Consider the following 25,251-nt stretch of genomic DNA (forward strand, 5'->3'; position numbering starts at 1 on the left):
GATTCCCATGATTGGCAGGAAATCGATGCCACGAGCGACGAATGGCACGAAACGAGCTCTCAAGTCGCTCGGCCTCGCCGCGGCCTCGGCCACGGCCGCACTGGCGTTCCCACTCACCGCCACGGCCGCGACCACGGCGAACCCGAGCTGCACCACCACCGACGGGGTGATCCCGGCGAGCTCCAGCGGCTCCCACCACTGCGTGATGGGGGTGGGTAACGGCGGTTCGCCCGTGACCGCGTTGCAGCGTTCACTGCGCGCCTGCGAGGGACAGTCCATCGCGGTGGACGGAATCTACGGTCCCGCTACCCGAAACGCTGTGTTGAACGTGCAGCGGCGGGCCGGGATCTCGCAGGACGGCGTGTACGGGCCCCAGACGCGCGACGCGATGAGCTGGCACGTGGGCGCCGACTGCGTCGGCTACCAGTACGGCTGGGGCTGACGGCTCCCTTCCGGTCCGGCCGTCCGGGGGAACTCGGTCGGCCGGACCGCCTCTCGCGAGGCCCGGGAACCACCTGGAGAATCACCGTCACAGGAGTGTTCGAGCGGCGCTAACCGAAGAAGACGGTCCGCCGCTGTGCCAGCAGTCGGTAGATCGTCTCCTGGATCGTCTCGCGCACCTGGTCACTCAGGTTGAAAACGACCATCGGGTCCTCGGCCGCTTCCGGACCGTGTGCGGTGGTGTCGATCGGTTCGCCGAACTCGATGTACCACTTGGACGGCAGCGGCACGGTGCCCAGCGGCCCCAAATGCGGGAAGAACGGCGTAACCGGGAAGTACGGCAGGCCCAACAGCCTGGCCAGCGGACGAATGTCGCCGAGCTTGGGGTATATCTCCTCCGCGCCGACGATGGAGCACGGCACGATCGGCACACCGCTGCGCATCGCGGCCGAGACGAACCCTCCCCGGCCGAACCGCTGTAGTTTGTACCGGTCGCGGAAGGGTTTGCCGATCCCCTTGAATCCCTCCGGCCATACCCCGACGACCTCACCACCGCGCAGCAGCCGTTCCGCGTCCGGATTACACGCCAGGGTCTGTCCCGTCTTCCGCGCCAGCGCACCGACCAGTGGTGTCCCGAAGACGACATCCGCACCCAGCATCCGCAGCTGTCTCCCGGTGGGGTGGTAGTCGTGCAGCGCCACCGTCGTCATCAACGCGTCCCACGGCAGCGTCCCGGAATGATTCGCCACCACCAGAGCACCGGAGTCGCGCGGCACGTTGTGCAGCCCGACCGCCTCGACCCGGAACCAGTTGTCGTAGAAGGTGCGCAACAGCGGGAGGAAGAACCGCTCGGTCAGCTCGCGATCGAAGCCGAACTCGTCCACCCGGTACTGCCCGAGCAACCGCCTGCGGAGGAAGGCCGTCAGGTCGGCGAGGGTTTCGTGCCAGTCCGACCCCTCCTCCGCACCGTCGTTCCCGGCACCGCCCTCGTCGGCACCGCCCTCGTCGCTACCGGCGTCCCCGGCATCCGCCGAGCGCTCCCGAACCGAACCGGATGCTCCGGAGATCGCGGACCGCCCCTCCCCGGCCCACCGACTCGAGGAGTCCGACTCCGCCCGGCCGCCACCGTCATCCTCCGGATGCAGCGGAATGACTCGCGCGTCCGCCATCACACCTCCTCAACGTAGCCGGGTGATCGTCCTGTGGAGTTCCCGCTCCGCGCCCTCGACCATCTCGGGATCGATCACCGGGCGCAGCTCACGTCCGTGCACGAAATCGTCGAACGCCTGCCGCGTGGTCCATCTCGGAGTGAAACCGAACCGGTCACGCAGTTTCGCGGTGTCCACCACCCGTCCGAAATTCAGAAACCTCATCTGTTCGGCGGACAGCGAAGCCAGGTTGGTTCCCCGGAAGAATCCGGCCAACGGGGAAACCATCGTTCCCGGGATGGGCACGGGCACACGTCCCGCGCGCCGAATGGCCTGCCCCAGCATGAGCACCCCGTCGGCACCGACGTTGAAGACGCCGGGAAGCTCCTCAAGCGCAGCACGGCGCAGCACCGCCAGCGCGTCCTCCGGGTGCAGCAGCTGCAGCCGCGCGTCGTGGCCGAACACCGTCGGGACGAGGGGAAGCGAGAAGTACCTGGTGAGCACCGAGTCGATGCGCGGCCCGATCAGATCGGTGAAGCGGAGCAGTGTGACGTCGACGTCGGGACGACGCCTGCCGAAGCCACGCACGTATCCCTCGACCTCGACGGCGTCCTTCGCGTAGCCGGAGGAGGGCAGGTCCTTGGGGGCCATCTCCTCGTCGAAGACCGCCGGATCCCGGGGACTCGCACCGTAGACGGCGCTGGTGGACTTGACCACCAGCTTGCGGACGTGCGGGGACTCCTGGCACGCGGCAAGCAGCCGCATCGTGCCGAGAACGTTCATCTCCTTCATCGCGGCACGGGCCACGGGCATCTCGTCGGTGTTCGACGAGGCGTGCACCACGGTGTCGACCGCCGCCTCGGAGATGATCCTGGCTATCAGCGGGTTCCGGATGTCGGCCCGGACGAACTCCGCACGCCCCATCCGGCGGGAGAGCTCGCGGCGCGGGTGTTCGCTGTCCACCCCGAGAACCCGCCCCACCGCGGGATTCTCCGCCAGCCTGCCCGCCAGGTGGGCACCGACGAAACGGCTGACTCCGGTGACGAGCACGACGTTCGGGACCATGGGCCTCCTGACCGCGGCCGCGGTGTCGAACCACCTCGGCGAGGTGATCGCGGCACGCCTGGCGAGCACACCGGGAGAGTGCCGAACACACGAGAACCGGGACGACCGGTGCCTCGAAACCTCGGGAGCACCGGCTCCCGGTGACGATCGTAACCGCGATCGCGTCTCCACCGCGTGTCAGCGCCGTTACGACACGCGGTGGACGAGCGAAACGGAATCGCGGCGGGCCGGTGCGTTCCGCCGCGAGATCAGCTTTTCGGAGCCGAGTACCCGACCACGCACCGTCGACGGAGAACGGTTCGGGTCAGGCTCCCCCCGAGTCGGTCTCCTGCCGGTGTTTGGCACCGAGCTCCACCGAGCGGGAGTGGGCCGCCTCGACCGCGTCGATCAACGCCGCCCGGACACCGTGCTTCTCCAGCTCGCGGACGCCGGAGATGGTGGTGCCCGCGGGCGAGGTCACCCCTTCGCGCATGATCACCGGGTGCCCCTCCCCCTCGCGCAGCATCGTGGCCGAACCCACGGCGGACTGTACGACCAGCTCGGCCGCCACCGAGCGGGGCAGTCCGAGCAGTATTCCGGCGTCGATCATGGCCTCGACCAGGTAGAAGAAATAGGCGGGCCCGGAGCCGGACAGCGCGGTGACCGCGTCCTGCTGGTCCTCCGGGATCCGCACCACCCGGCCGACGCTGCCGAGCATCCCCTCCACGAGGTCCAGGTGCGATTCGGTGGCGTGGGTTCCTCCGGACACGGCGCTCATGGCCTCACCGACGAGCATCGGCGTGTTGGGCATCACCCGGACCACGGGGGTACCGGCGGCGAAGCGGCGCTCGAACATCGAGGTCGGCAGCCCCGCGCAGAGGGTGACCACCAGCTTGTCCGGCGTGACGAGATCGCCCACCTCGTCCAGCAGCGGCTCGATGTCCTGCGGCTTGACCGAGACGACCAGCACGTCGGCCTGCCGCGCCGCGGTGGGCAGGTCGGTCGCCCGCACACCGTATTGCTTGGTCAGTTCCTCGGCACGCTGCTGGTACCGCTCCGTGAACAACAGGTTCTCCGGGGAGTATCCCGCGTTGAGCAGGCCGGAGAGTAACGACTCCCCGATCTTTCCCGCCCCGAGTACGGCGATCGTCGACATGCGGTCAGGGTGCCAGAGCAGGCGATTCGATCAGCCCCCGGCCCGGTGACGTCGAAGTTCTCCCACATGCTGAACAACTCGGGGCGACGGGGGGTGTGGTTCACCACGTGAAGTCGGGAGTGTCCCGCAACGGCTCCAGGTGGAGTCTGGCGAACAGCAGCGCCTCGGCGAGCTGCGCGGCGCGCTGGTCCACCGTTTTGGCCTTCCTGGTGCTGACCTCGATCACGACGGTCCCGGTGTATCCCCCCGAGCCCAGCGCGGTGCAGATCTCGGCACAGGGCTGACTGCCGTGCCCCGGCAGCAGGTGCTCGTCCCGTGGGGTCCCGGTGCCGTCGGTGAGGTGGACGTGCGCGAGCCGTTCCCCCATGCGCCCCATCAGCTCCAGAGGGTCCATCTGGGCCGCGGCGGCGTGCGAGACGTCCAGGGTGTAGTTGCGGAACCCCACCTCGGTCGGATCGGGCGAGGGACGGAACGCCGACAGCCCGGAGGCCCGGGTGCCACGCAGCCTGTCCCAGCTGTTCGGCGGGCGAATGGGGAACATGTTCTCCACGGCTATCCGGATGCCGCTGGCCTCCTCCAGCTCCGAGACGAGCTCGTCGAAGTTCTCGGCGTACCTGCGCTGCCAGCGGAACGGGGGATGCACGACGACCGTGCCCGCACCGAGGTCGCTGGCGGCGACCACCGCCCTGCGCAACCGTTCCTCCGGTTCGGGGGACCACACCCGCTGGGTTATCAGCAGGCATGGCGCGTGCACCGCTAGTACCGGCACGCCGTGCTGCTCGGCCAGGCGCCGAAGCGCCGAGACGTCCTGGCTCGTCGCGTCGGCCCAGACCATCACCTCGACCCCGTCGTAGCCCAGATCGGCGGCCATCTCGAAAGCGGCGCGAACCGGCTGTGGCCAGACGGACGCGCTGGAGAGAGCGACTGGAACGGCGGGCCGGTGTGGTTCGGACATCACTGGAACCGTTTCACTGGTCGTGTCCCCGTCAGGGCTCGATGCTGACACGGACTGGTGTACGCGGCGTCACCACGGTAGCCGGGAACGCGTCGTGGCAGCGGCCAGTCCCGAGCCGAGGCTCCAGGCGCCCCGAGGGATCCCACAGCCCCGACTCGGCGAGTCACGAATCGGGGACGTTCAGTAACCGAGCAGCAGGAACGCCACCGGCGAAACGGTACAGACCAGGCCGACCAGAACCGACAGCAAAATCGTCTGCAGGTCATCGGTACGCAGCACTTTCCGTGCGATCAGCACGAGCGTGCCGGTAAAGGCCAGCGCCGCGGCCAGGGCGGGCAGCGGCAGTTCGCTCCACAGCCAGCGGAACCCGATCCACACCAGACCGCCGCCGACCAGCCCGGCCAACGTCTGCGCGACGAGGAGCACCCATTCCCTGACAGCGGAACGTCCCCCCTGCTCGGCTTCCCGTTCGGACTCGTAGTCCTCGGCCGGAATACCGGTGGGGGGCTGGTCGGAGTACTCGTCCTCCTCGGCGTAGTCGTCCGAATCGGCATAGGGGTCGTCCACCATGCCGGTGTAGAACGCGTCGGAGTCCCCGAACTCCGACTCCATCTCCTCGTAGGGGTCGAAGTAGGCGGTGCCGTGGGGCTCGTCCGGGGCGTCCCGCTCGGCCTCGGTCGGCTCCGCCCCGACGGACTCGGCCTCAGCGGGGATCGGATACTCCAGCAACGCGGTTCCGTCACCGTCGGTTGCCTCCGGGTCACCGGCGGAGGTACCCCCCCGGACCGGGGGGAACTGCTCGGTGAGGTCCTCCCGTACGGGCGAGTTCTTCCGAGCCGGACTCTCCGGAGCCATCGCGTCCGGCACGGCGCCCTCCGAACCCGGGCTGTCCGGCACGGCGGTGTCCGGGCTCGACCCGTCCTGCGCCGGATTCGCTCGGGCGTCGGGACCGGAGGCCGGGGCGGTGCCGCTCTGCCACTGCGGCGTGTCGCCGGAGGGGGCCTTCCGACTCATTCCGCTCGTGCCGGGCGTGCGCACCGGCAGTGGGGGTTGCTGGGCGGTCGTCTCCGTGTCCTCGGCGGGGGGCGCGGAGTTCGTGGGGGGCGAGGCTGGTGGGGTGACCGCGGTAGTGGGGGTCACCGCTGCGGGAGGTGTGCTCGTGGCGGGCGGTGTAGCCGCGGCGGGAGGCGCCGCTCCCGATTCGGCGGCGGGAGTGGACCACTTCCCGGATTCGTCCCCCGGATCCGGCTGCGCACCCGGCTCGGCGGATCGCGCGCCCGGTCGTGTGGGACGGCGAGGCCCGGCCCCCGAAACACGTCTACGCGAAGGGGTCGACGACTCGTCGCTCGCCGGGTTGCTCTGCTGGTCGACGGTGGGGTCCGGCTGCGGTGGTTGGGCCGGGGACTGCGGCGGTGGGGCCGAGGGAGGCTCCGGGGAGGCCCCGGCGGCAGGCGGCGGCGCGGTCACGGGCGGTTGCGCCGTGGGGCCGAAGGATGCGGAGGCCTCCGGGCCGGAAGCCGTTCCGTGCTCGGACGGCGACCCGTTATCGGACGGTGACGCGTCCTCGGCCTCGGGTGCGTCGACGGGGAGCATTCTCCCGCTGTCCGAATTCACCCGTTCGATGATCGCCTGCGGAGCCGTTTCGGACGGGTCCTCGGCACGCCTACGCCTGCGGCGGGAGCCGCGTTGCTCCCCACCGCCGTGCTCGGCCAGCAGTTCCGCGACGGTGCGCTGGCTAGGGTCACCGGACCCACTGTCCCGACTCATCGACTCCACCGTGCCCCGTGCTAGATCTCGCGTCCAGTTCACTCCGCGATCGCGCGGCCGTTACCCAGTATCGCCCGTACCGCTCGCCGAGAGTGTGCCCAGGCCGTCATCCGGCCTCTCGGCGCCGTTGACATGGTCGAGACGGCGCAGGATCACACCTTCGCGCAGCGCCCACGGACAGATGTCCAGTTCCCGCAGCGACATGGCGTGCATGCTCGCCTCGGCCACGAGCCCGCCACTGACCAACTGGTGGGCTCTGGCACCGCTCACTCCGTCGAGCGAAGCGAGGTCTCGCGCCGATATCCTGGTGATGAACGCCAGGAGCTGCCGCAGCGCGGTGTCGGTGAGGGTGCGACGAACCCTGGGCCCCGCGGCGGGCGGTGCGGCACCGGCCAACCGGGCGAGTGAGCGGAAGGTCTTGGAGGTCGCGGCCACCTTGTCGGGTGCGCCGAATTCGGCGAACCGCTCAACGGCGTCCGAGAGCTGTTCGGACAGCCGGTTCCGGAGGTGTTTCACTTCCTCGCGTTCCGGCGGGTCCCCGAGCGAGGCGGTACGCGCCACGTGGCCCGCTCCGAGCGGAAGTGAAACCGCGATGTCGGGCTGCTCGTCGATGCCCAGCGCCATCTCCAGCGAGCCGCCTCCGATGTCGAGCAAGAGCAGATTGCCCGCGGACCAGCCGTACCAGCGCCGGGCTGCGAGGAAGGTCAGCCGGGCCTCCTGCTCCCCGGAGAGCACTTCGAGCGAGACCCCGGTCCGCTCCCGCACCGTTTCGAGCACGGTGGTCGCGTTGTCCGCTTGTCGGATGGCGGAGGTGGCGAAGGCCATGAGCTCGGCACAGCCGAGGCCGCGGGCCGAATCCCTGGCGGCCTGGACGGTGTTGACCAGCTCCTCGATATCGGACTCGGTCAGCGCTCCGCCCGCTCCGATCCGCTCGGACAGACGCAAGACCGATTTCTCGGAAGTCATCGGGGTGGGATGCGCACCTCGGTGCGCATCCACCACCAGTAAGTGAACCGTATTGGAACCCACGTCGAGCACCCCTAGGCGCATGGCGGTCAACCTACCGTGCGCGAGGGCCTCCCGGGTGCGTGGTGTGTCGAACCCACCCGGATTTTCCGACACCGATCGGCGGCTCCCGCGGCGGAGCCCCAGCTCGGACCGGCGTCAATTTCCCACGAAATCGCCGCGCCCAGGACCGCTGTCGGGAGGCGACCATGCGGGTCGCGGCGCGGGTGTCACCGGTGCGTGAGTCGGATGCATTGCAAGGCCGGGCCGCTCGCCGCGTAGGTCGCTACTCAAGAGCCGGCCCAACGCCGCAAGGCGCCGACTCACGTGCCGGCTAACCGGCCCACTCGGCAAACCGACCAGCCTGAATAGAAGTCAGGTTTCGAACTTGTAGCCGAGTCCTCTTACGGTCAGTAAGTGCTTGGGATCGGTGGGATCGGGCTCGAGCTTGGCGCGCAGCCGCTTGATGTGCACGTCGAGGGTTTTGGTGTCGCCGACGTAATCGGCTCCCCACACCCGGTCGATCAGTTGGGCACGGGTCAGTACCCGCCCGATGTTGCGCAGCAGGTACTCCAGCAGGTCGAACTCCTTGAGCGGCAGCCCGACCTCCTCGCCGGAAACGGTGACCACGTGGCGTTCCACATCCATCCGGACCGGTCCGGCCTCCAGTACCTGCCCCGGCTGGGCGGGCTCCTCCGCCTCACCGCCGCGCCGCAGCACCGCACGTACCCGGGCGATGAGCTCACGCGCCGAGTACGGCTTGGTCACGTAGTCGTCGGCCCCCAGCTCCAGCCCGACCACCTTGTCGATCTCGGCGTCCCTGGCCGTGACCATGATTACCGGAACAGTGGAACGCTGTCGGATCTCCTTGCACACGTCCGTGCCGCTCATGCCGGGAAGCATCAGGTCGAGCAACACGATGTCGGCACCGTTGCGCTCGAAATCCTCCAGAGCCTGCTGGCCCGTGGTGGCCACGGATGCGGTGAATCCCTCCTTGCGCAGCATGAAAGCCATCGGGTCGGCGAAGGACTCCTCGTCCTCCACGATCAGCACCCTGGTCACCGGACTCCTCCCGTTTCGACGGTTCGCGTCCCTTGCACCCCGCGCTCCGCGCGGTCGTCGGTGTCGCCCTCGGGACGGTCGTCCCCGGCTGACGCGTCTTCGGTGGTGCGGGCAGCCTCGTTACCCGAGGATCTGGGCACCCGCAGTGTGAAAGTGGAACCGGTCCCCGGCTTGCTCCACACCTTGACTTCGCCGCCGTGGTTGGCGGCGACGTGTTTGACGATGGCCAGTCCCAGACCGGTCCCCCCGGTCGCCCTGGATCGCGCCCGGTCGACCCGGTAGAACCGTTCGAACACCCGCTCCTGGTCGGCGGGGTCGATGCCGATGCCGCGGTCGGTGACAGCGATCTCCACCCAGTCGTCCCGGAGCCGCCTGCTCACCGAAACGGGGCTCGCGTCGGGCGAGTAGGAGATCGCGTTGTCGATCAGGTTGCTCAGGGCGGTGACCAGCAGCGTACGGTCTCCCTCCAGTCGCAGCCCGCTCGAATCGTCCAGGGTGATCTCGATACCGGCCGATTCGGCGGGCATGCGGCAACGGCCGAGGGCTTCCTCCACCACGTCGTCGACGTCGACGGTGGAGAGTTCGGGCAGCGGCTCGGCCCCCTGCAACCTGGACAGGGCGATCAGTTCGGACACCAGCGTCCCAAGCCTGGTCGACTCGTGCAGGATTTTGTTGGAGAACCGCCTGACCTCTTCGGCGTCGTCGGCCGCGTCCAGCACGGCCTCGGCCAGCAGTGCCAGGGCGCCGACGGGTGTCTTGAGTTCGTGACTGACATTGGCGACGAAGTCACGGCGGGTCTCCTCCAGCCGGACCGCCTCGGACTCGTCGGCCGCGTCCACGACGGTGAAGCCGTCCCCCAGCGGACGAACGTCACCGAGCACCGCGGCGGGGGAGCGCCCGTGCGGTTCGTCCCGGTTGAGCGGGGACAGGTCCACCGGCACCGGTTTGCCGGTCTTCAGTGCCTGTTCGGAAGCCTTGCGGGCACGCGCGTCGGGGCGGTTGTCCCGGACGAAGCCGAGCTCGTCCGCACGTGGGTTGTGCACCACGACGTCGCCGAAGTTGTTGAGTACGAGGATGCCGTTGTCACTGGTGTGTACCAAGCGCTGGAGCAGTTCCGCGACTGTTGGCCCCGTCGGCCGGGTGCGCTGGGGACGCCTGTTGGTCGCGGCGAGTCGGTACCCCGCCACCAAGCCCAGCGCCAGCACGCCGATCAACAGGGCGCTATAGCCCAATGCGGTCACAACCGCATCGTAAGCAAGCAGGGGCAGGGGTGGGCCATAGTATGCGGCCATTCAGTGATGCCCGTGACACTCGAAAGTGAAGTTTTTCATCCGCACGTCACTTCCGCGTGGCCGGTTGTTCAGTGCGAGGACGGTGCGTATATCCGGCAGTCACAGGCGGCTATGCCCGCCTTGCCCTCCCCTCCGAAAGGAGGACACCGAAAGAGCGAGGAATCCGTTCGGTGCCACGGTCGGCGAACCGGGCAGCGCTACCGGGCACTCGGCGTACCACTGCCCGGACCGACCGTGGCGGGCCACCCCGGGTGACGAACCTCGGAACGGTGGGAGCCACGCCCCACCGGACGCAGGACCTCTCGGGTTCAGCTGCCCTGGGAATCAGCTGCTCCGGAGTTCAGCGGCCCTGACTCGCCACCGAGGCCGCCGCCTGCTCGGCCGCCGTCGGATCCAGGTAGGTTCCGCCTGGGTTCTCCGGGTTCAGGTTCTCGTCCAGGTCGTAACGCAGCGGGATACCGGTGGGTATGTTGAGCGCGGCGATGTCCTGCTCGGAAACCCCGTCCAGGTGCTTGACCATGGCGCGCAGCGAGTTGCCGTGCGCGGCGACCAACACGGTCCGCCCGGCACGCAGATCGGGAACGATCGAGGACTCCCAGTAGGGCAGCAGTCGCGCCACCACGTCCTTGAGGCACTCGGTACGCGGCATCTCCGCCCCGAGGTCGGCGTAGCGCGGGTCTCCCTCCTGGCTGTAGGGGTCCGCCGGGTCGATCTCGGGGGGTGGCGTGTCGTACGAACGGCGCCAGAGCATGAACTGCTCCTCGCCGTAGGTCTCCATGGTCTGTTTCTTGTTCTTGCCCTGCAGCGCCCCGTAGTGCCGCTCGTTGAGCCGCCAGTGCTTGCGCACCGGGATCCAGTGGCGCTCGGCGACGTCGAGCGCGATGTTGGCGGTGCTGATGGCGCGGCGCAGCAGCGAGGTGTGCAGCACGTCCGGCAGCAGCCCGGATTCGTCGAGCAGCTCACCGCCACGTCGCGCCTCTGTCTCGCCGTCCTCCGACAGCGGAACGTCCACCCAGCCGGTGAACAGGTTCTGCGCGTTCCAAGTGCTCTCACCGTGGCGCAGCAGTACAAGAGTCCCGACAGCAGTCATGTCGCCAGGCTATCCGTTACGCGCGGCCGCGATAACTCGTGCTCGTCGCTTCGGCCCGCTCGAAAGCGAGCGGGCGAGGCGCCGAGGCGGGTGCACCGAACATCACCATCGAGCCGCGGGACGACCGGAAAAGCACCGCGGGACGGTTCGCGGGACGCACGGAAAATTTCGATCCACTTTCGAGGAGTTCCGCCAAAACGCACTCTCCGCCCCCTGACTAGGAGCGAAAGGATAACTGAAACCGGACAGTTATTTTTCTGCCGCTCTTTTGTTCCCTCGAAAGTGTCACTAATCACATCTTAGTGTGAACTAGCGACAAAGATGCTTCACAGCGTTACTTTTCAATTCAAACTTCACTCGAATAGAGCAGGTTAATGGCCTTGTGGTCATCAGCCCGACTCTGCGAAGTTTGGCAACGCTCTGGCGTGATCGGCTCCCACGCACTCCCCGATCCCGCCGGAGTAGGCGTACGGCCCGCTTCCCCCCGTCGGGTCGTGCCTGCCGGGCCAGGGTCTCCCCGCCTACTGCGCCCGGCACAGCGAAACCCCCGCGTGGGGACGGCTCGAGCTCGTGACTCCCCCTCTCTCCCGAGCCGTCCCCACGCCGGGTTCGGATCCACGGCGCACCACCGGGACGACTCGCTCCCTTCTTCCCGGGGGGACGAACTCCGCTATCCCTCCGACATCGGGGGCAGCGCTCCCTGCCGCTCCACCAGCGAGCTGAAGGCACGCAGGTTCGCCAGGGACTCCCCACGGGATTCGCGCCAGCCCCACTCCCGCCTGATCGCGGTCGCGAAACCGAGCTCCAGCAGGGTGTTGAAGTCGCCGTCGGCCGCATCGAGCACCTGGCCGAGGAGCCGATCCAGCTCCTCGCTCGTGACCGCGTGCAGTGCGGTCCGGCCGACCAGATAGAGGTCACCGGCGCTGTCCACCGTGTAGTGCACCCCGTAGAGCCGCGCGTTGCGCCGCAGCACGTAACGATAGACCTCCTCGTGGGCCTCGTCCGGCTGCCTGCACACGAATGCCTCGACGAGCAGGGCGTGCTCGGTGACGATCAGCCAGCAGTTCGTGCGCAGCTTCTTGTTGCCCGGCAGGGCGACGAAGAAACGACCGGTCTCGGGATGCTCGTACTCGAGTTCACCACTGTCGAGCGTGGTTCGGATAACCCGATCCAACGAGTCCCGTGTCGTCGCGCTCATCGTCCTCCTCGTCGACTCCTGACCAACCGGTTGCCCGCTCCGGAACATCGCGTTCCTTCGTCCCGAACGGTACTCCGGCGGTTCCGATCACGCCGACAACCCGGTCAACGGCACGGGGGCTTCGCGGAAGTCCCGCCGGGCGCGCGCGTAGGTGTCCAGCAACGACTCGGTGGTCCGCTGCCAGGAGAAGGCGGCCGCGTGGGCGGGTGCCGCCTCCCCCAAGCGAGCCAACAGCTCGGGGGACCTGAGCAACGAGGCCAACAGGTCGGCCCAGTCCACCGGATCGTGGCCGGTCACCAGCCTCCCCGATACACCGTCCGCCACGGCGTAGGGCAAGCCTCCCACCGCCGCGGCGATCACCGGCGTGCCGCAGGCCTGCGCTTCGAGAGCCACCAACCCGAACGACTCGTTGTAGCTGGGCACCGCCACCAGGTCCGCCGCACGATAGACGGCGGTCAGCTCCTCACCCCGCTGCGGGGGCAGGAAACGCACCACCTCGGTGATCTCCAGCGCCTCGGCCAGCCGATGCATGGCCTCGGGGCGTTCCATGCCGTTGCCCGAGGGGCCTCCAACCAGCAGCACCCGCAACCGGGTGCGTAGCTCCGGGTGGCGGGCCAGTAGTTCGGCGACCGAACGCAACAGCACGTCCGGCCCCTTCAACGGCTGGACCCTGCCGACGAAGGCGAGCACGAGGGCCTCGGGCTCGATCCCCAACGATTCCCGTGCCGCACCGACGTCCCCCGGAGTGAAGCGCTCCAGGTCCACTCCCGGTGGCACCACCGTCACCTCCTCGGGGTCGGCGTCGTAGCGGGAGACCAGTTCCCGCGCCTCCGCATCGGTGTTGGCCACCATTCGATCGGCATCCGCGACGACCTGTTCCTCACCGACCACCCGCACCCTGGGTTCAGGTCTGTCGTCCTCGGCCAACGAGGCGTTCTTCACCTTGGCCAGGGTGTGCGCGGTGTGAACCAGCGGAACGCCCCAGCGTTCCCGCGCCAACCAGCCGACCTGTCCGGACAACCAGTAGTGCGAGTGCACGATGTCGTAGTGGCCCGGTTCGTGCCGCGCCTCCACGCGCAACGCACCCGCCCCGAACGCGCAGAGCTGCGCGGGCAGATCGTTCTTGTCCAGGCCCTCGAACGGCCCCGCCACGATGTTGCGCACGGTGACACCTGGAGCCAGTTCCGCCACCGGGGGAACCTCCGAGGAGGTGGCACGCGTGAAGATCTCCACCTCGGTGCCCAACCGGGCCATTCTGGTCGCCGTCTGGGCGATATAGACATTCATACCGCCGGCATCGCCCGTTCCGGGCTGCTCCAACGGCGAAGTATGCAACGAGAACACGGCGACACGCCGAGGGCGAGTCTGAAGTCTGCTGGAAGTCATCTAACGCTCATCGCAAGCTCGTCGTGCACACCCGAGACCTTCGGGCCCGTGCGGTCACGACGCACAACCCGCCGGAAACATTCCGGCACCCGAGCGGGAGCTCGCCACCCCACTCCGCACCGATCGGGCACCGCGACTCGAATGTCAGGACGCTGACCGGGGAAAATCCCCGGAAGTCGGCGCGAGGGCACGGTTGGACCGAACTATGCGACTGTGCCGCAGGACACATCTGAGAGCGGGATTCACCGACCGGACCTCCCGGGCCCGCTCGCGTGGCGGGTGCGGCGCCCGCCACGCGAGCGGAGTGAGCTCACAGCGCTGACATGTTCTGCCACTGGTCCCAGCTCAGCATCCAGTCGTAGACGGCGTACTTCGCGGGCATGTCGGTCCCGGAACCGCTGACCTCCACCGGATCCCCGATCATCGCGCTGTCGAAGTAGTCCTTCGCGTCGGCATTGGTGAGATTCACGCAACCGTGCGAAGTGTTCCGCTTGCCGATGTTGGCACGGTTCTGCTCGTTCTCGTGGATGAACTCACCGTGGTTGGAGATGCGCACGGCCCACTTCTTCTTCACGTCGGTGTAGCCGTACTTCGGGTTGTCCATGATCTCGACCGGGTGCTTGGCCATGACCATGTAGGTGCCGTCGTGGGTGTGCCGGTCCGGCACCGAGTCGAGGCCGTAACTGGCGGGATAGCTGGCGATCTGCTCACCGTCGCGGATCACGCGGACCCGGTGACGCTGCACGTCGGCCTTGACGATCTGCGACCTGCCGATCTCGAACTCCGTGGTCAGGTCGGCCTTGCCGTACTTGCCTCCGCCGTAGTCGAGCCCGTAGAGCGGGGCGTCGACCTTGACCGTGGTGTGGGCGGGCCAATACTCCTTGGGGCGCCAGTCCACCTGCTTGTCGTTCAACCAGGCCCACGCCCCCTTGACGTCCTCGGACGGGTTGACGCTCAGCGCACGCTGCACCTCGGCCTTGTTCTCCACCGGCGCGTCGAACTTGATGCTGATCGGCATCGCGATACCGACGGTCTTGTCGTCGATGGGATTGATCGTGGCGCGCACCACACGTTGCGGATCGATCGTGCGGAAACTGCCGCCGACCGGAGAGCTCTGGCCACCGGCACCGACCGCTTCGCCGGACCATTCGTAGGTTTTGCCGTAGCCCAACGGCTCGGTGGCCTTCCAGGCCGAGTCGTTGTTCACCAGCTTGCCTTCGACTTCTTCATCCGAAGAGTTGACCAGTGAAACGTTGTGCAACTCCCCGTGCTCAGCCGAGACCTTGATCGAGTCCTTGGGGTTGACCCCGGTCGCGCCGTCGCCCGGTTGCAGTGAGACCTGCGGTTCCGGCGCGGAGCTCGTCGACTCTCCTCCGGAACCCGCGCCATTCGCCGCACCGCTGCCACAGCCCGAAAGCAGCAACAACGCCGCCGTCACGACACCGAGCGCGCCCTTCGACGAACGCCCGTGCGAACCGTTTCCCCTCGTGGACACTCCTACCTCGATCCATCGCGAATGGACATGTGTTCCGTTTCTTGTCCCCTGAGACGCCTGGCTGCCGCCGCGGGATGCCCGAACAGGAAAGTGTGCTGCATCACACTCTCCCCGTATTGGGCGAAACACGTCCCGAGTACGGGAGAATCGTAACGTGAGCACAGAGTCGACAACGGGAACGAGTAACCGATCCGTCATCGCCAGTGACCAAAATGTAGCCGTGATCACCGGAGCGAGTTCCGGCATCGGAGCGGCCACCGCGCGCGGCCTGGCGAACGAGGGGTTCCACGTGATCCTGGGCGCACGACGGGTGGAGCGACTCCGCGAACTGGCCGCGGAGACCGGCGGCACCGCCCTGCCGCTCGACGTCACCGACGAGGAGTCGGTGAACTCCTTCGTCGAGCAGGTGCCCACCTGCCGGATTCTCGTCAACAACGCCGGGGGCGCGAAGGGATCGGCACCGGTGGCGGAGGCCGACGAGAACGACTGGCGCTGGATGTGGGAAACGAACGTGCTGGGCACGCTCCGACTCACCAAAGCACTGCTGCCCAAACTCGTCGCCTCCGAGAACGGGCACGTGATAACGGTGACCTCGGTGGCGGCGCTGGAGGTCTACGACAACGGTTCGGGCTACACCTCGGCCAAGCACGCCGAGGCGGCGCTGCACCGCACCCTGCGGGGCGAGCACCTCGGCGATCCGGTCAGGTTCACGGAGGTGGCACCGGGGCTGGTGGAAACCGAGTTCTCCGAGGTGCGCTACCACGGCGACACCGAACGGGCGAAAGCCGTCTACCGTGGCCTGACACCGCTGGTGGCCGACGACGTGGCCGACGTGATCACTTTCGCGGCTACGCGGCCCGCACACGTCAACCTCGACCAGATCGTGGTGAAGCCGCGGGATCAGGCATCCGCCACGCGCTCCCACCGCACCTGAACCGGGAGGAAGTCGGCTGCCCGGTTTGCCGAGGTGATCACTTGGCGGAACCTCCCGCACGGCTCTCGCTGTGGGAGGCCCGACATCGGGTAGCGACCTACACAACGTCGGACCTTCCTCGCGAGAGCCGCACGCGAGAACCCGCGGCACTGCCGAGTGCAAGGGTGGTGGGAGTTCGCCCTGCGGGAGTGGGAGGAGTGTGGCTATTCCTCGGCGCTGGCGGCGTGGCGATTTCGCGAGAAATTGACGACCCCGGTAACCCGCACCACGTCGCGTGAACACAGGTCAAGTCCGAGCTCAGCGGGTGTGCTGGTCGTGGGGACGGAGTCTGCGGAAGGTGACGGCCAGCTTCACGTCCAGTTCGGTGAGTACGTCGGCTATCGGGCAGGCGAATCCGGTACGGCCGTCCGCGCTGCCCGAGGTGTGCAGGCCGACCACACCACCCTCCCCGTTCACCACCACTGCCCCCGCGTCCCCGGCACCGGTGAACGGCTTCTCGCGGGCGGTGACCACTCTGAGCTGTTCGCGACGGGTCCGGACACCCAACGCGTCCCCGTGGTCGATCCGCAGCGTGGCGTCGGTGGAAGCCACCGAACCCCGCGTGAGTCCGGTGCCCAACCCGCTCTTGCGCACCGTTTCCCCGATCTCGGCGACGCCCTGACCGGTCACCGGCCCCAGACCGGGAATCATGCGGCAGCAGTCGAAAGCCTCGTCGATCATGACCGCTGCCGCGTTTACCCTCCCGGACAGCGCCGCGCGCGAGAGCTCGGCGTAGCACCTGCCGGAGTGCGGGTCCAGCATCGCGTCACCCACCGACCAGGCATCGTCCATGCAGGCCACGTCGAAAGTGGTCAGTCCCATGGTGAGTACGGTCGAACCCCGTCCGGTCACGAGGGCACCCAGTGTTCCGATCCGCCGGTACTCGCCCCCCTCCCGGTAGTGACCCCCTTCCCGGTACCGGCCTTCGGCGACGGAACTGGCCGGACCGAGTACGACCGGACGGGAAGGCGCTATACCCACTCCTCCGAACACCGTGACGGCCGGGCTCGGCAGCACGGCCGGAACGAGTTCGTCGAGCGAACAGTGGGCGTGCTGCGGAAACACCCGCTCCTCCACCACATCGGTGGGGATGCCGAGGATCATGGACGGTACGCACTCGCCGACTTCGAGCCGCTCCACCGGTTTCTTGCGCGCGACGGAAACGATGATCACTTGCTGTCCGGTGGGACGACCGGAAATCCGCTTCTCGCCGATGTCGACGATCCCCACGCCCGGAAGATCCAGCAACTGATCCTCCACCGCACGCTTGATCGGACGAATAGCCGCCCGGTCGCGTGCTTCCCTGACGCTCATCATGGCAGCCTCCGCCCACCATTTAACACGCAGGGTGACTATTAGTCACGTAAAGTCAACACAGTGGAGTGTGTCGGGTCCGCATCAGAGCAGACAGTCCACCAATACGGGTTCCGGAGCCAGCAACACGCCGAAGGCATCCCGCACTCCGTCCCGTACTTCACTCGCGAGGCTGAGCAGATCCACGGTCGTGGCCGAACCACGATTGGTCAACGCCAGGGTGTGCTTGGTGGACAGTCCCACCCGTCCGCCCGGACCGGCGTACCCCTTGGCGAAGCCGGCACGTTCGATCAGCCAGGCTGCCGAGAGCTTGGCCGCGCCGTCCGCGGCTGGATAACGCGGGATGCGCTGCTGCCCCACCCGCTCCTCGATGCGTTCCAACACGCCGGGAAGGTGCTCGGGTCCCACGATCGGGTTGGTGAAGAACGAGCCCGCACTCCAGGTGTCGTGGTCATCGCGATCGAGCACCATCCCCTTGCCGCCGCGAAGCCGAAGCACCGCCTGCCTGGCGCGTTCCACCGGGACACGCTCGTCCGGCGCCACTCCCAGCTCACCGGCCAGCTCACCGTAGCGGACGGGCTCGGAAAGCCCGTCCTCCCGCAGCCGCAGCCGCACTCGCAGCACCACCGCCCGCTCCGTGCGCTTGAGCAAGCTGCTGCGATAGCTCAACCCCAGCTCCTCGGCCGGCACCGTGCGCACCTCGCCGGTGGGACGATCGAGCAGATCCACCGAGATCAGCGGTTCGGAGATCTCCACCCCGTAGGCACCCACGTTCTGCACCGGAGTGGCGCCGGTCAGGCCGGGGATGCCGGAAAGGCACTCCAGGCCACCCAGGCCGCGACGGACCGTATCGGCGACCACCTCGTCCCAGTCCTCGCCCGCTTCGGCGGTGAGCCGCACCAGACCGTCCCCCAGCCGCTCGTAGGTGACCCCGCTCGTGGCGATGCGCACCACTTTGCCGTCGAACCCCTCGTCGGAGACGACCAGATTGGAACCGCCGCCGAGCACGAGCAGCCGCGTTCCGGCACGATCAGCGGTACGCACCAGATCGACGAGCTGTTCGGCGTCGGTGGCGGTGACGAGTTCGGCCGCTGGGCCACCCAACCGCAGGGTGGTGTGTCGGGCCAGCGAGCGGCTGGGAAGGGCGGAAGCCGTGGCCTCCACGGCACCGCCTTCGGACATCGAGCTGGAGGTCACGGTGGTCACGGTAACCTGCGCCGCATGACAAGCCGCATCGAGCACCACAGCATGTCGCGTTGGCCCGCGGCACGGATCCACGCGGCGCTGGTCGATGAGGCGTGTCTGCGCGAGCGGCTGGACACGCTGGGCGGTGCGGCCGCGCGGCTGGTGTCCCACACGGTCACCGAGCACGAGGTCCGGTTCCAGCTCCGGCAACAGCTTCCAGAGCAGGAGCTGCCCGGCGTGATTCGCGGTCTGCTCGGCGGGAACCCGGTCGTGGACCGCAGCGAAACCTGGCGGCGGCAGGAAAGCGGTCATTTCGTGGGCGAGGTGGCCGCCACCCTGCAGCGAGTGCCGAGCACCATCACCGGCTCACTGTGGCTGCGTGATCTGACACCGGGTGAAGAGGTCGACGCCGCCACGGCGTCCGGGGAGCGGCCGTGGGTCAGTGAGTTCGTGTTCCACGGTGAGGTGAGCGTACCGCTGCCGTTCCTGACCGACCGGGCGGAAGAACTACTGGCCGGTCAGGTGCGTCGCGTGATCGCGCGGGAGCGGAAATTCCTGGCCGACTGGCTGAGCCGCGCCGACGGGTAGGTGATTCGCCGATCTCCTCCTAAACTTCGTGACATGAACGACGAACCGAATCACGCGCTGTTACGAGAACACGCGACGGCGTTACGCGAGGCGGCGTCCGGCGCGGGAGCCGACGCGGCCGTGCCCACCTGCCCGGAATGGGACATCCTGCAACTGGTCCGGCACGTGGGCAAGGTCTACAACATGGTGGGCCAGGCACTGCGACTGGATCCAGCGGATTCGATGCCCCGGCCGGAGTCGGCTCCCCGCGAGTTCGACGCCGCGCTGAGCTGGATGGACGAGCGGCTGGCGGAGTTGAGCACCCAGCTGGCCGATGGCTCACCGGACCGCGCGGTTTGGTCGTTCTTCCCCGGCGGCACCCCCCGGAACTGGGCGAGACGAATGGTGCACGAGACCGCCATCCACCGGCTGGACACCGAGTACGCACTCTCGATCGGTGGCTCGGACGGCGGCGGGCTGGTGTTCGATGCCGAATTCGCCGCGGACGGGATCGACGAATTCCTCAACGTGCTGTTCGGGATCGGGCAGGACTGGTCCGCCGAACGGACCACCGGACGCCTGCTGTTCCACGCGGTGGACGTGGAGCGGGCATGGCTGGTGACGTTCGAGGCCGGGCAGGCCCCTTCGATTGAACGCCGAGGCGCCACCGCGTTCGGTGACATCGAACCGGAAGCTACGGTCGCGGGCGGCGCGGACACGCTCTACCGCCGGGTGTGGGGACGCCCCAACACGGCGACGACCAGTGGGAACCGGGAGCTGGCGGCACTGGTCAACGGCAGATGACCACTGCGGGTGCCGGGAGCTCACCCCAGGGGCGGCGTCAATTTCCCACGAAATCGCCGCGCCGTCGACGCGGCCGAGCTCCCACCACCCTCGAACAACGTCGACAGAATCCAACTACCGGTCGTTGAGAAAACCGGTCAGCAAGCGGCGCAGCTCGGCACGCCTGTCGAGCATGGGCGCGGCGGAGTCGAACACCCGCAGCCGCGCATCGGGCAGCACGGCCGCGAGTTGTTCGGCCACCGCGGGATCGTGCAGCGGATCGGAGGCGGCGCCCACCACCAACACGGGGGAAGCGACGGCGGAGAGTTCGGCGCTGTCGTGCAGCGGAGCCTGCCGGGGCAGGGTACGCAGGGCGGGGCCGAGGCGCCGCAGCGTGGCCGCGCGCTGCTCGACGTAGTCGCCGACCTCGGCATCCTCCGGGAGTCCGGAACCGACGAGCCCGCGCAGCCACTCGCCGTCGTCCTCGGCGGCGGCGTCGACTCCCGCGACGAGCCGGTCGAAGATCTCGGTCACCGCACCGCCACGCGGCCGGTCCAGCGCGGCGGGAAGCAGCAGGGCGAGCCGTTCGAAACGCGTGGGATTCCGCGCGGCTATCCGGGCCAGCGCCCCGGCGCCGAGCGAGACGCCGACCGCCCGCTCTGCCCCCACCCGGTCGGCCGCTTCGAGTACGTCGTCGGCCACGCGCTCGTAACTCCAGTAACCGGCTGCCGGATCCGCCGCACCACCGTGGCCGGGCAACGTGAGCACCACGCGAGTACCGCGCAGTCCCGAGGCGGGGATGCGGGCCTCACCCTCGGTGGCGCCGAGGCCGTGCACCACCAACGTCACCGGCGCACCGCTGCCGTGCGCGCGCCACGTGGCTCCCGAGGGGAGTTCCGGGCGGGCACCGCCGACGGTTCCCGTCGAACCGACCGTCACTACCAGGAACTGCCCTTCTGCACCTCGGTCACCCGGGGACGCACGTCAACGATGTAGACCAGCGCGGCGACCAGACCGGCGATCCAGATAATCGTCATGGGTCCCCGGATCATGAGTATGAGCACCAGCGCACCGGCGCCGGTAATCCCGAGCCAAATCGGCTTGGACTGCTTGTCCGCTGCCGTGAACGCGTCGGCGCGCTGCATCAGCGCGTGGCCGAACGCGTACACCCCGACCGGAATACCCGCTATCCAGAGAGCCGTCACGATCACCTGAGCCAGAAGCACACCGCAAGGATACGTGTAATCCTCACGGAAGTCCCGGTCGTGTACCGAACGGGCGCGGCCTCGGCCGCGTGAACAGCGGTGGCCGCGCCCTACGGTGGTGGTGTCGAAAGGTGGCCGTGCCTGCCGGCGGCCGGATCACGTTCAGCTCTGCTCCTTCTTCCGCGCGGCGGACCTGGGCTGCTTCGAGGGGTTGTTCCTGCTGCCGGTCGATCCCCGCTGTCCACCGGAACGACTCCCACTGGTGGAACTCCCACTCGTCGAACTCCCACTCGTCGAACTCCCGCTGGCGGAACTCCCGCTGCCGGAACCACTCCGGCCGCTACTGCCGGAACCACTCCGGCCTCCACTCTTCGCCGCCGAGGCGCGGTTGGCGGTGCGTCGTGTCGCGCCACGGGTTTCCGAGGCGGCACGTCCCCCGGTCTCGCGCACCGTTTCGGCGGTTTCCTCCGCCACGGTCTCAGTGGTGCGGGCCGCCTTCTCCCCGAACGAGCGGGTGGTGGTGCCGACCTTGCCGAGCACATCGTCCGCCAGCCCGCGGGCTTCTCCGACGGCTCCCTCGAAACGTTCCTGGGCGTGCTCGACCTGGCTCTTGGCGAGCCGCACACCCGGCTGTTCACGAAGCCGCTGCAGTGCGTCCTCACCACGCTCGCCGAAGTAGCCGTAGAGCCTCGCGGCGGAGTCGCGATAGCTGTCGAGCAGTTCGCGCAGATCTCCGGAACGGATCCGGTCGCGCAGTTCCCCGAGGTCCGAGGGCAGTTCGTTCACGGTCTCGCGTGCCGATCCCGCGTGCTCGTTGAGCTGCTCCCGCACCCGGTGCACGCTGTCGGCCACGGCGTGGGCGGCGATCTCGCCCGCCCCGAGGGCCGCCAGCAGCGGCATCCGAGCCTGCTTGTAGAGGCCTTCGGCGGCTTGGCCCGCACGACCGCCCGGTTGCTCGGTCTCACTGTTGTCGGTTCGCGTCGCCATGGTGCTCACTCCTCGGATTCGGATCGAACTGACTCGTGGACGGCGGTCTCGGCTCGTGACTCCGGCTCGTCCCGGGGGCGCGGCTCGTCCCGTGACTCCCGGTCCCGCCCGAGCACCGCCTCGGATGCCTCGTTCTCGCCACGGAACGAGGTGTAGACGTCGAGCAACACCTGTTTCTGCCGGTCACTCAGCTCGGTGTCGGCCAGAATCGCGTCGACCACCGGCCCACCCGGACGGCTTTCCAGGATCCCGGCCTGCACGTACAGCGCCTCCGCCGAGATGCGCAGGGCGTTGGCGATCTGCTGCAGGATCTCCGCGCTGGGCTTGCGCAGTCCTCGTTCCACCTGGCTGAGGTACGGGTTGGAGACTCCGGCCCGTTTCGCCAGCTGTCGCAGCGAGATCTGGGCGGTGGCGCGCTGCGCGCGGATGTAGCCCCCCAGGTCGTTGACAGCCCGGTTCACGGCTTTGACCGGGCGATCCATCCGTTCCACGATCGCGCCACCTTTCCCGTCACCTCCACGCTAGCAGCGTTGCTAACTATTGCAAGCACAGTGCTTGCACTCGAACAGGTGAATCGAGCGAGGACCGGCACCGAGGGAGCGACGGCTGTCGATTTCTCGCGATATCACGCGGGCGGCGGTCCCCAGCACAGGCAGAACGGGTGTCCGGCCGGGTCCGCGTAGACCCGGAACTTCGAGTCGAGCTCGTCAGCGGGCTGAGGCAGCCGCTTGGCTCCGGCACGCAGCGCACGGGCCTCCACGGCCTCGAAGTCGGTCACCCTGATGTCGAGGTGGCCCTGCTGCTGCGGCGGCGAATCGGGCCAACCGGGGGCGGTGTGGTGCGGATCCAGCTGGCAGGAGATCCGCGCACCGCCCTCGGGATCGGCCAGTTCCACCCACCGCTCGTCGGACACCGACTCGTCGACCGGCCAGCCGAGCAGTTCACCGTAGAACTCGGCCAGCCCGCGCGGATCGGGCCCGTCCAGCACGAAGGAGATCACGCGCAGCGGGGCCGAGGTGGCGTATTCGGTTCCTACCATCGAAGCTCTCCGTAACTATCGTAACTGTTTTAATGGTTACCAATCGGTGAGTATGACCTCGCAACCGCGTTACCGCAAGGAATCGCTGGCTTACGATGGGACCGTGAACAGCAAAGCCGTCGCAGCCGTCGCGCCGAACGGGCTATCAGCGGCACCATCCGAGCCCGTCGGGCCCGACACGGAACAGGACATCGACCTTCTGCTGGCGTTTCTCAACACCGTCGACGCCGAGACCGGCACTGATGTGCTGGCGGAGACGGAACAATGGCAGCAGTGGTGCCTGCGACACACCGGGCAGGCATCCGTGGACACGGCAGCAGCACGCGAGATTCGCGACCTGATGCGCGATTCGATCAGTTGCGGTTCAGGCGAATCAACGGCCATACCTCCCGCGACAGCGGAATGGCCGGTGCGCATTCATCTCGAGGAAGGAGTGCCGGTCGCCTCCGGCAGCGATGCACTCGGAGCCGTCCTCGCGGCGGCGTCCCGCATTGCCACGGTGGGCCGCTGGCATCGCATCAAGATCTGTCCCGCGACGAACTGTTTGTGGGCCTTCTACGACCGCTCCAGAAACCGATCGCGCACCTGGTGCTCGATGCGGGTCTGTGGCAACCGGGAGAAGGCACGCTCCTGGCGGGAACGCCACACCACGCATTGAGCACCATCGCGAGACCGCTCGACACGGGCAGCCGTGTGGGCTCATCGCGGATGGTCACAACAACAACTGAGCGACCGTGTGAATGGCCAGTCCGGCCAGCGCACCCACCACCGTGCCGTTGACACGAATGAACTGCAGGTCGCGCCCCACCTGTAGCTCGATCCTGCGGGAGGTGTCGGCCGCGTCCCAGCGGTCGACCGTGTCCGTGATCAGCGTGGTTATCTCGGCACGGTAGTGATTGACGACGTAACGGGCCGCCTCGCGCAGCCAGCCGTCCACCTTGTCACGCAACTCCGGCTCGGCGGCGAGGCGGCCACCAAGCGCGACCAGACCGTCGCGTACCCGCTGCCGCAGCTCGCTGTCGGGGTCCTCGGCGGCTTCCAGCAGCATGCCCTTGGCCGTTGTCCAGGCATCGGCCACCAGGCTCCGCACCTCGGGGTGTTCCAGCACCTGCCACTTGATGCGATCGGCTCTGGCCATCGTGGTCGGGTCCTCTCGCAGATCCCGTGCGAACTCGACCAGGAACCGGTCCACGGCCTTGCGCATCTGGTGCTCGGGATCGGTCTTGACGGCCCAGGCGAAGGCCAGTACCTCGCTGTAGATCTTGTCCGCCACCAGCGAGTCGAAGAATCTGGGGGACCAGGAGGGAGCACGCTGGTCCACCACCCGCGAAACAGTTTCGTAGTTGTCCCGGACCCAGTCGTAGGCACGGTCGCAGACCAGATCGACCAAGCCGCGATGCGAACCGTCCTCGAAGACCCTGCCGAGAATGCGGCCCAGCGGCGGTCCCCACGGCTGTTCGACAACCCTGCGCAGCACGGTCTGCTCCAGCACCTGCCGCACGTCCTCGTCCCGCAGCACCCGCACCGCACCACGCAGCACCGCTGCCAGCTCCGCCGTGACACGCTCCGCGTGCTCCCGCCGCGACAACCACTCACCGAGCCGGCCCGCTATCCCGGCACGGTCCAGCTTGTCCACCACCACCTGCTCGGACAGGAAGTTGGTGCCGACGAAGTCGCCGAGACTCTGCCCGAGCGCGTTCTTGCGGTTGGGGATGATCGCGGTGTGCGGGATGGGCAACCCCAGTGGCCTGCGGAAGAGCGCCGTCACCGCGAACCAGTCGGCCAGCGCGCCGACCATTCCGGCCTCGGCGGCGGCGTTGACGTACCCGACCCAGCCCGAGCCGTCGGGCGCCAGCCACCCGGTCCACAGGTAAACGAGCGCGGCCAGCAGGAACAGACCCGTGGCGACGCCCTTCATGCGGCGCAGCCCGCGCCTACGGGAAAGCTCGGCCACCGAGGTATCCGACACCCCACGATTGTGGCAGCGCTGCCGACCACGGCCGCCACTGCGCTTCGATCCTCGGTCCACCGGGGCGGCCTCGGTCCACCGGGGCGAGCGCCGCGACGACGAGTCACGGCCCGGCCGTGCCCGACGGAACCGGCCGTGCCCCACGGAAACCGGCCGGAACCGGCGCGAGCTCGCCGAGCGAGCATCACGG

At 68.2% G+C, this 25,251-nt stretch carries 25 protein-coding genes; 5 read left to right on the top strand and 20 right to left on the bottom strand.

From position 1 onward, the window contains the following. The first annotated feature begins 25 nt into the window (after window positions 1-25). Window positions 26-442, top strand: a complete 417-nt coding sequence (locus ACOQFL_RS04495) for a peptidoglycan-binding domain-containing protein (protein WP_435542794.1) — start codon at window positions 26-28, stop codon at window positions 440-442. Window positions 443-551: 109 nt separating this feature from the next. Here the strand turns inward: ACOQFL_RS04495 and ACOQFL_RS04500 are convergent, their stop codons facing one another. The 12 genes from ACOQFL_RS04500 to ACOQFL_RS04555 form a co-directional block, all read right to left on the bottom strand. Continuing rightward, entirely contained in the window at window positions 552-1,610 is a 1,059-nt protein-coding gene (locus ACOQFL_RS04500) for a lysophospholipid acyltransferase family protein (RefSeq protein WP_435542795.1), read from the bottom strand. 9 nt (window positions 1,611-1,619) lie between these two features. Next, window positions 1,620-2,654 carry an NAD-dependent epimerase/dehydratase family protein gene (locus ACOQFL_RS04505; protein WP_435542796.1) on the bottom strand — a complete coding sequence of 345 codons (1,035 nt, stop codon included), beginning with the start codon at window positions 2,652-2,654 and terminating at the stop codon, window positions 1,620-1,622. Window positions 2,655-2,958: 304 nt separating this feature from the next. Continuing rightward, a complete protein-coding gene (gene proC, locus ACOQFL_RS04510) occupies window positions 2,959-3,789 on the bottom strand; it encodes a pyrroline-5-carboxylate reductase (RefSeq protein ID WP_435542797.1) in 831 nt (276 codons plus the stop codon). A gap of 100 nt (window positions 3,790-3,889) precedes the next feature. Then, on the bottom strand, window positions 3,890-4,744 hold the full coding sequence (locus ACOQFL_RS04515; protein WP_435542798.1) for a sugar phosphate isomerase/epimerase family protein: 855 nt from the start codon (window positions 4,742-4,744) through the stop codon (window positions 3,890-3,892). A 180-nt stretch (window positions 4,745-4,924) separates the two neighbouring features. Continuing rightward, window positions 4,925-6,511 carry an Rv0497 family membrane protein gene (locus ACOQFL_RS04520; RefSeq protein WP_435542799.1) on the bottom strand — a complete coding sequence of 529 codons (1,587 nt, stop codon included), beginning with the start codon at window positions 6,509-6,511 and terminating at the stop codon, window positions 4,925-4,927. A gap of 60 nt (window positions 6,512-6,571) precedes the next feature. Continuing rightward, window positions 6,572-7,561, bottom strand: coding sequence for a Ppx/GppA family phosphatase (locus ACOQFL_RS04525; protein WP_435542927.1), 990 nt, complete (start codon window positions 7,559-7,561; stop codon window positions 6,572-6,574). A 330-nt stretch (window positions 7,562-7,891) separates the two neighbouring features. Beyond that, entirely contained in the window at window positions 7,892-8,578 is a 687-nt protein-coding gene (locus ACOQFL_RS04530) for a response regulator transcription factor (RefSeq protein WP_435542800.1), read from the bottom strand. Beyond that, window positions 8,575-9,819, bottom strand: a complete 1,245-nt coding sequence (locus ACOQFL_RS04535) for a sensor histidine kinase (RefSeq protein WP_435542801.1) — start codon at window positions 9,817-9,819, stop codon at window positions 8,575-8,577. The genes ACOQFL_RS04530 and ACOQFL_RS04535 overlap by 4 nt, the downstream gene beginning before the upstream one ends. Before the next feature lie 391 nt (window positions 9,820-10,210). Further along, window positions 10,211-10,960, bottom strand: a complete 750-nt coding sequence (locus tag ACOQFL_RS04540) for a phosphoglyceromutase (RefSeq protein ID WP_435542802.1) — start codon at window positions 10,958-10,960, stop codon at window positions 10,211-10,213. A 670-nt stretch (window positions 10,961-11,630) separates the two neighbouring features. After that, a complete protein-coding gene (locus tag ACOQFL_RS04545; protein WP_435542803.1) occupies window positions 11,631-12,158 on the bottom strand; it encodes a type III secretion system chaperone family protein in 528 nt (175 codons plus the stop codon). A gap of 87 nt (window positions 12,159-12,245) precedes the next feature. Next, window positions 12,246-13,544, bottom strand: coding sequence for a D-inositol-3-phosphate glycosyltransferase (mshA, locus tag ACOQFL_RS04550; RefSeq protein WP_435542804.1), 1,299 nt, complete (start codon window positions 13,542-13,544; stop codon window positions 12,246-12,248). A gap of 310 nt (window positions 13,545-13,854) precedes the next feature. Next, on the bottom strand, window positions 13,855-15,039 hold the full coding sequence (locus tag ACOQFL_RS04555; RefSeq protein WP_435542805.1) for a L,D-transpeptidase: 1,185 nt from the start codon (window positions 15,037-15,039) through the stop codon (window positions 13,855-13,857). A gap of 196 nt (window positions 15,040-15,235) precedes the next feature. Here ACOQFL_RS04555 and ACOQFL_RS04560 point away from each other — a divergent pair, with 196 nt between their 5' ends. After that, window positions 15,236-15,973, top strand: a complete 738-nt coding sequence (locus tag ACOQFL_RS04560; RefSeq protein WP_435542928.1) for an SDR family NAD(P)-dependent oxidoreductase — start codon at window positions 15,236-15,238, stop codon at window positions 15,971-15,973. 297 nt (window positions 15,974-16,270) lie between these two features. Here the strand turns inward: ACOQFL_RS04560 and ACOQFL_RS04565 are convergent, their stop codons facing one another. Next, window positions 16,271-17,329: a hypothetical protein gene (locus ACOQFL_RS04565; RefSeq protein ID WP_435542806.1), complete on the bottom strand. Its 1,059-nt coding sequence runs from the start codon at window positions 17,327-17,329 to the stop codon at window positions 16,271-16,273. Between the two features lie 81 nt (window positions 17,330-17,410). Next, entirely contained in the window at window positions 17,411-18,508 is a 1,098-nt protein-coding gene (locus ACOQFL_RS04570) for a UDP-N-acetylmuramate dehydrogenase (protein ID WP_435542929.1), read from the bottom strand. Window positions 18,509-18,547: 39 nt separating this feature from the next. On the opposite strand from ACOQFL_RS04570, the gene ACOQFL_RS04575 reads away from it, so the two are divergent. Both ACOQFL_RS04575 and ACOQFL_RS04580 read left to right on the top strand, forming a co-directional pair. Further along, window positions 18,548-19,099 carry a DUF2505 domain-containing protein gene (locus ACOQFL_RS04575; RefSeq protein ID WP_435542807.1) on the top strand — a complete coding sequence of 184 codons (552 nt, stop codon included), beginning with the start codon at window positions 18,548-18,550 and terminating at the stop codon, window positions 19,097-19,099. Window positions 19,100-19,132: 33 nt separating this feature from the next. Continuing rightward, a complete protein-coding gene (locus tag ACOQFL_RS04580; RefSeq protein ID WP_435542808.1) occupies window positions 19,133-19,882 on the top strand; it encodes a maleylpyruvate isomerase family mycothiol-dependent enzyme in 750 nt (249 codons plus the stop codon). A 114-nt stretch (window positions 19,883-19,996) separates the two neighbouring features. On the opposite strand, the gene ACOQFL_RS04585 is transcribed toward ACOQFL_RS04580, so the two are convergent. The 5 genes from ACOQFL_RS04585 to ACOQFL_RS04605 form a co-directional block, all read right to left on the bottom strand. Next, window positions 19,997-20,800 (bottom strand): alpha/beta fold hydrolase, encoded by an 804-nt coding sequence (locus ACOQFL_RS04585; protein WP_435542809.1) that lies wholly within the window; start codon window positions 20,798-20,800, stop codon window positions 19,997-19,999. Next, window positions 20,800-21,087: a DUF2516 family protein gene (locus tag ACOQFL_RS04590; RefSeq protein ID WP_435542810.1), complete on the bottom strand. Its 288-nt coding sequence runs from the start codon at window positions 21,085-21,087 to the stop codon at window positions 20,800-20,802. The genes ACOQFL_RS04585 and ACOQFL_RS04590 overlap by 1 nt, the downstream gene beginning before the upstream one ends. A 141-nt stretch (window positions 21,088-21,228) precedes the next feature. After that, window positions 21,229-22,053, bottom strand: coding sequence for a hypothetical protein (locus tag ACOQFL_RS04595; RefSeq protein ID WP_435542811.1), 825 nt, complete (start codon window positions 22,051-22,053; stop codon window positions 21,229-21,231). 5 nt (window positions 22,054-22,058) lie between these two features. Continuing rightward, window positions 22,059-22,544, bottom strand: coding sequence for a helix-turn-helix domain-containing protein (locus ACOQFL_RS04600; RefSeq protein ID WP_435542812.1), 486 nt, complete (start codon window positions 22,542-22,544; stop codon window positions 22,059-22,061). 134 nt (window positions 22,545-22,678) lie between these two features. Then, complete coding sequence (locus ACOQFL_RS04605) at window positions 22,679-23,092, bottom strand: VOC family protein (RefSeq protein ID WP_435542813.1); 414 nt, start codon at window positions 23,090-23,092, stop codon at window positions 22,679-22,681. Between the two features lie 103 nt (window positions 23,093-23,195). Here ACOQFL_RS04605 and ACOQFL_RS04610 point away from each other — a divergent pair, with 103 nt between their 5' ends. Continuing rightward, window positions 23,196-23,750, top strand: a complete 555-nt coding sequence (locus ACOQFL_RS04610; RefSeq protein ID WP_435542814.1) for a CGNR zinc finger domain-containing protein — start codon at window positions 23,196-23,198, stop codon at window positions 23,748-23,750. Window positions 23,751-23,804: 54 nt separating this feature from the next. Here the strand turns inward: ACOQFL_RS04610 and ACOQFL_RS04615 are convergent, their stop codons facing one another. Then, the gene (locus ACOQFL_RS04615; protein WP_435542930.1) at window positions 23,805-25,010 is read right to left on the bottom strand and encodes a DUF445 domain-containing protein; all 1,206 of its coding nucleotides are present in this window, start codon (window positions 25,008-25,010) and stop codon (window positions 23,805-23,807) included. Window positions 25,011-25,251: the final 241 nt, after the last annotated feature.

It is taken from the genome of Actinopolyspora sabaoui (assembly GCF_051225635.1).
GTDB lineage: Bacteria > Actinomycetota > Actinomycetes > Mycobacteriales > Pseudonocardiaceae > Actinopolyspora.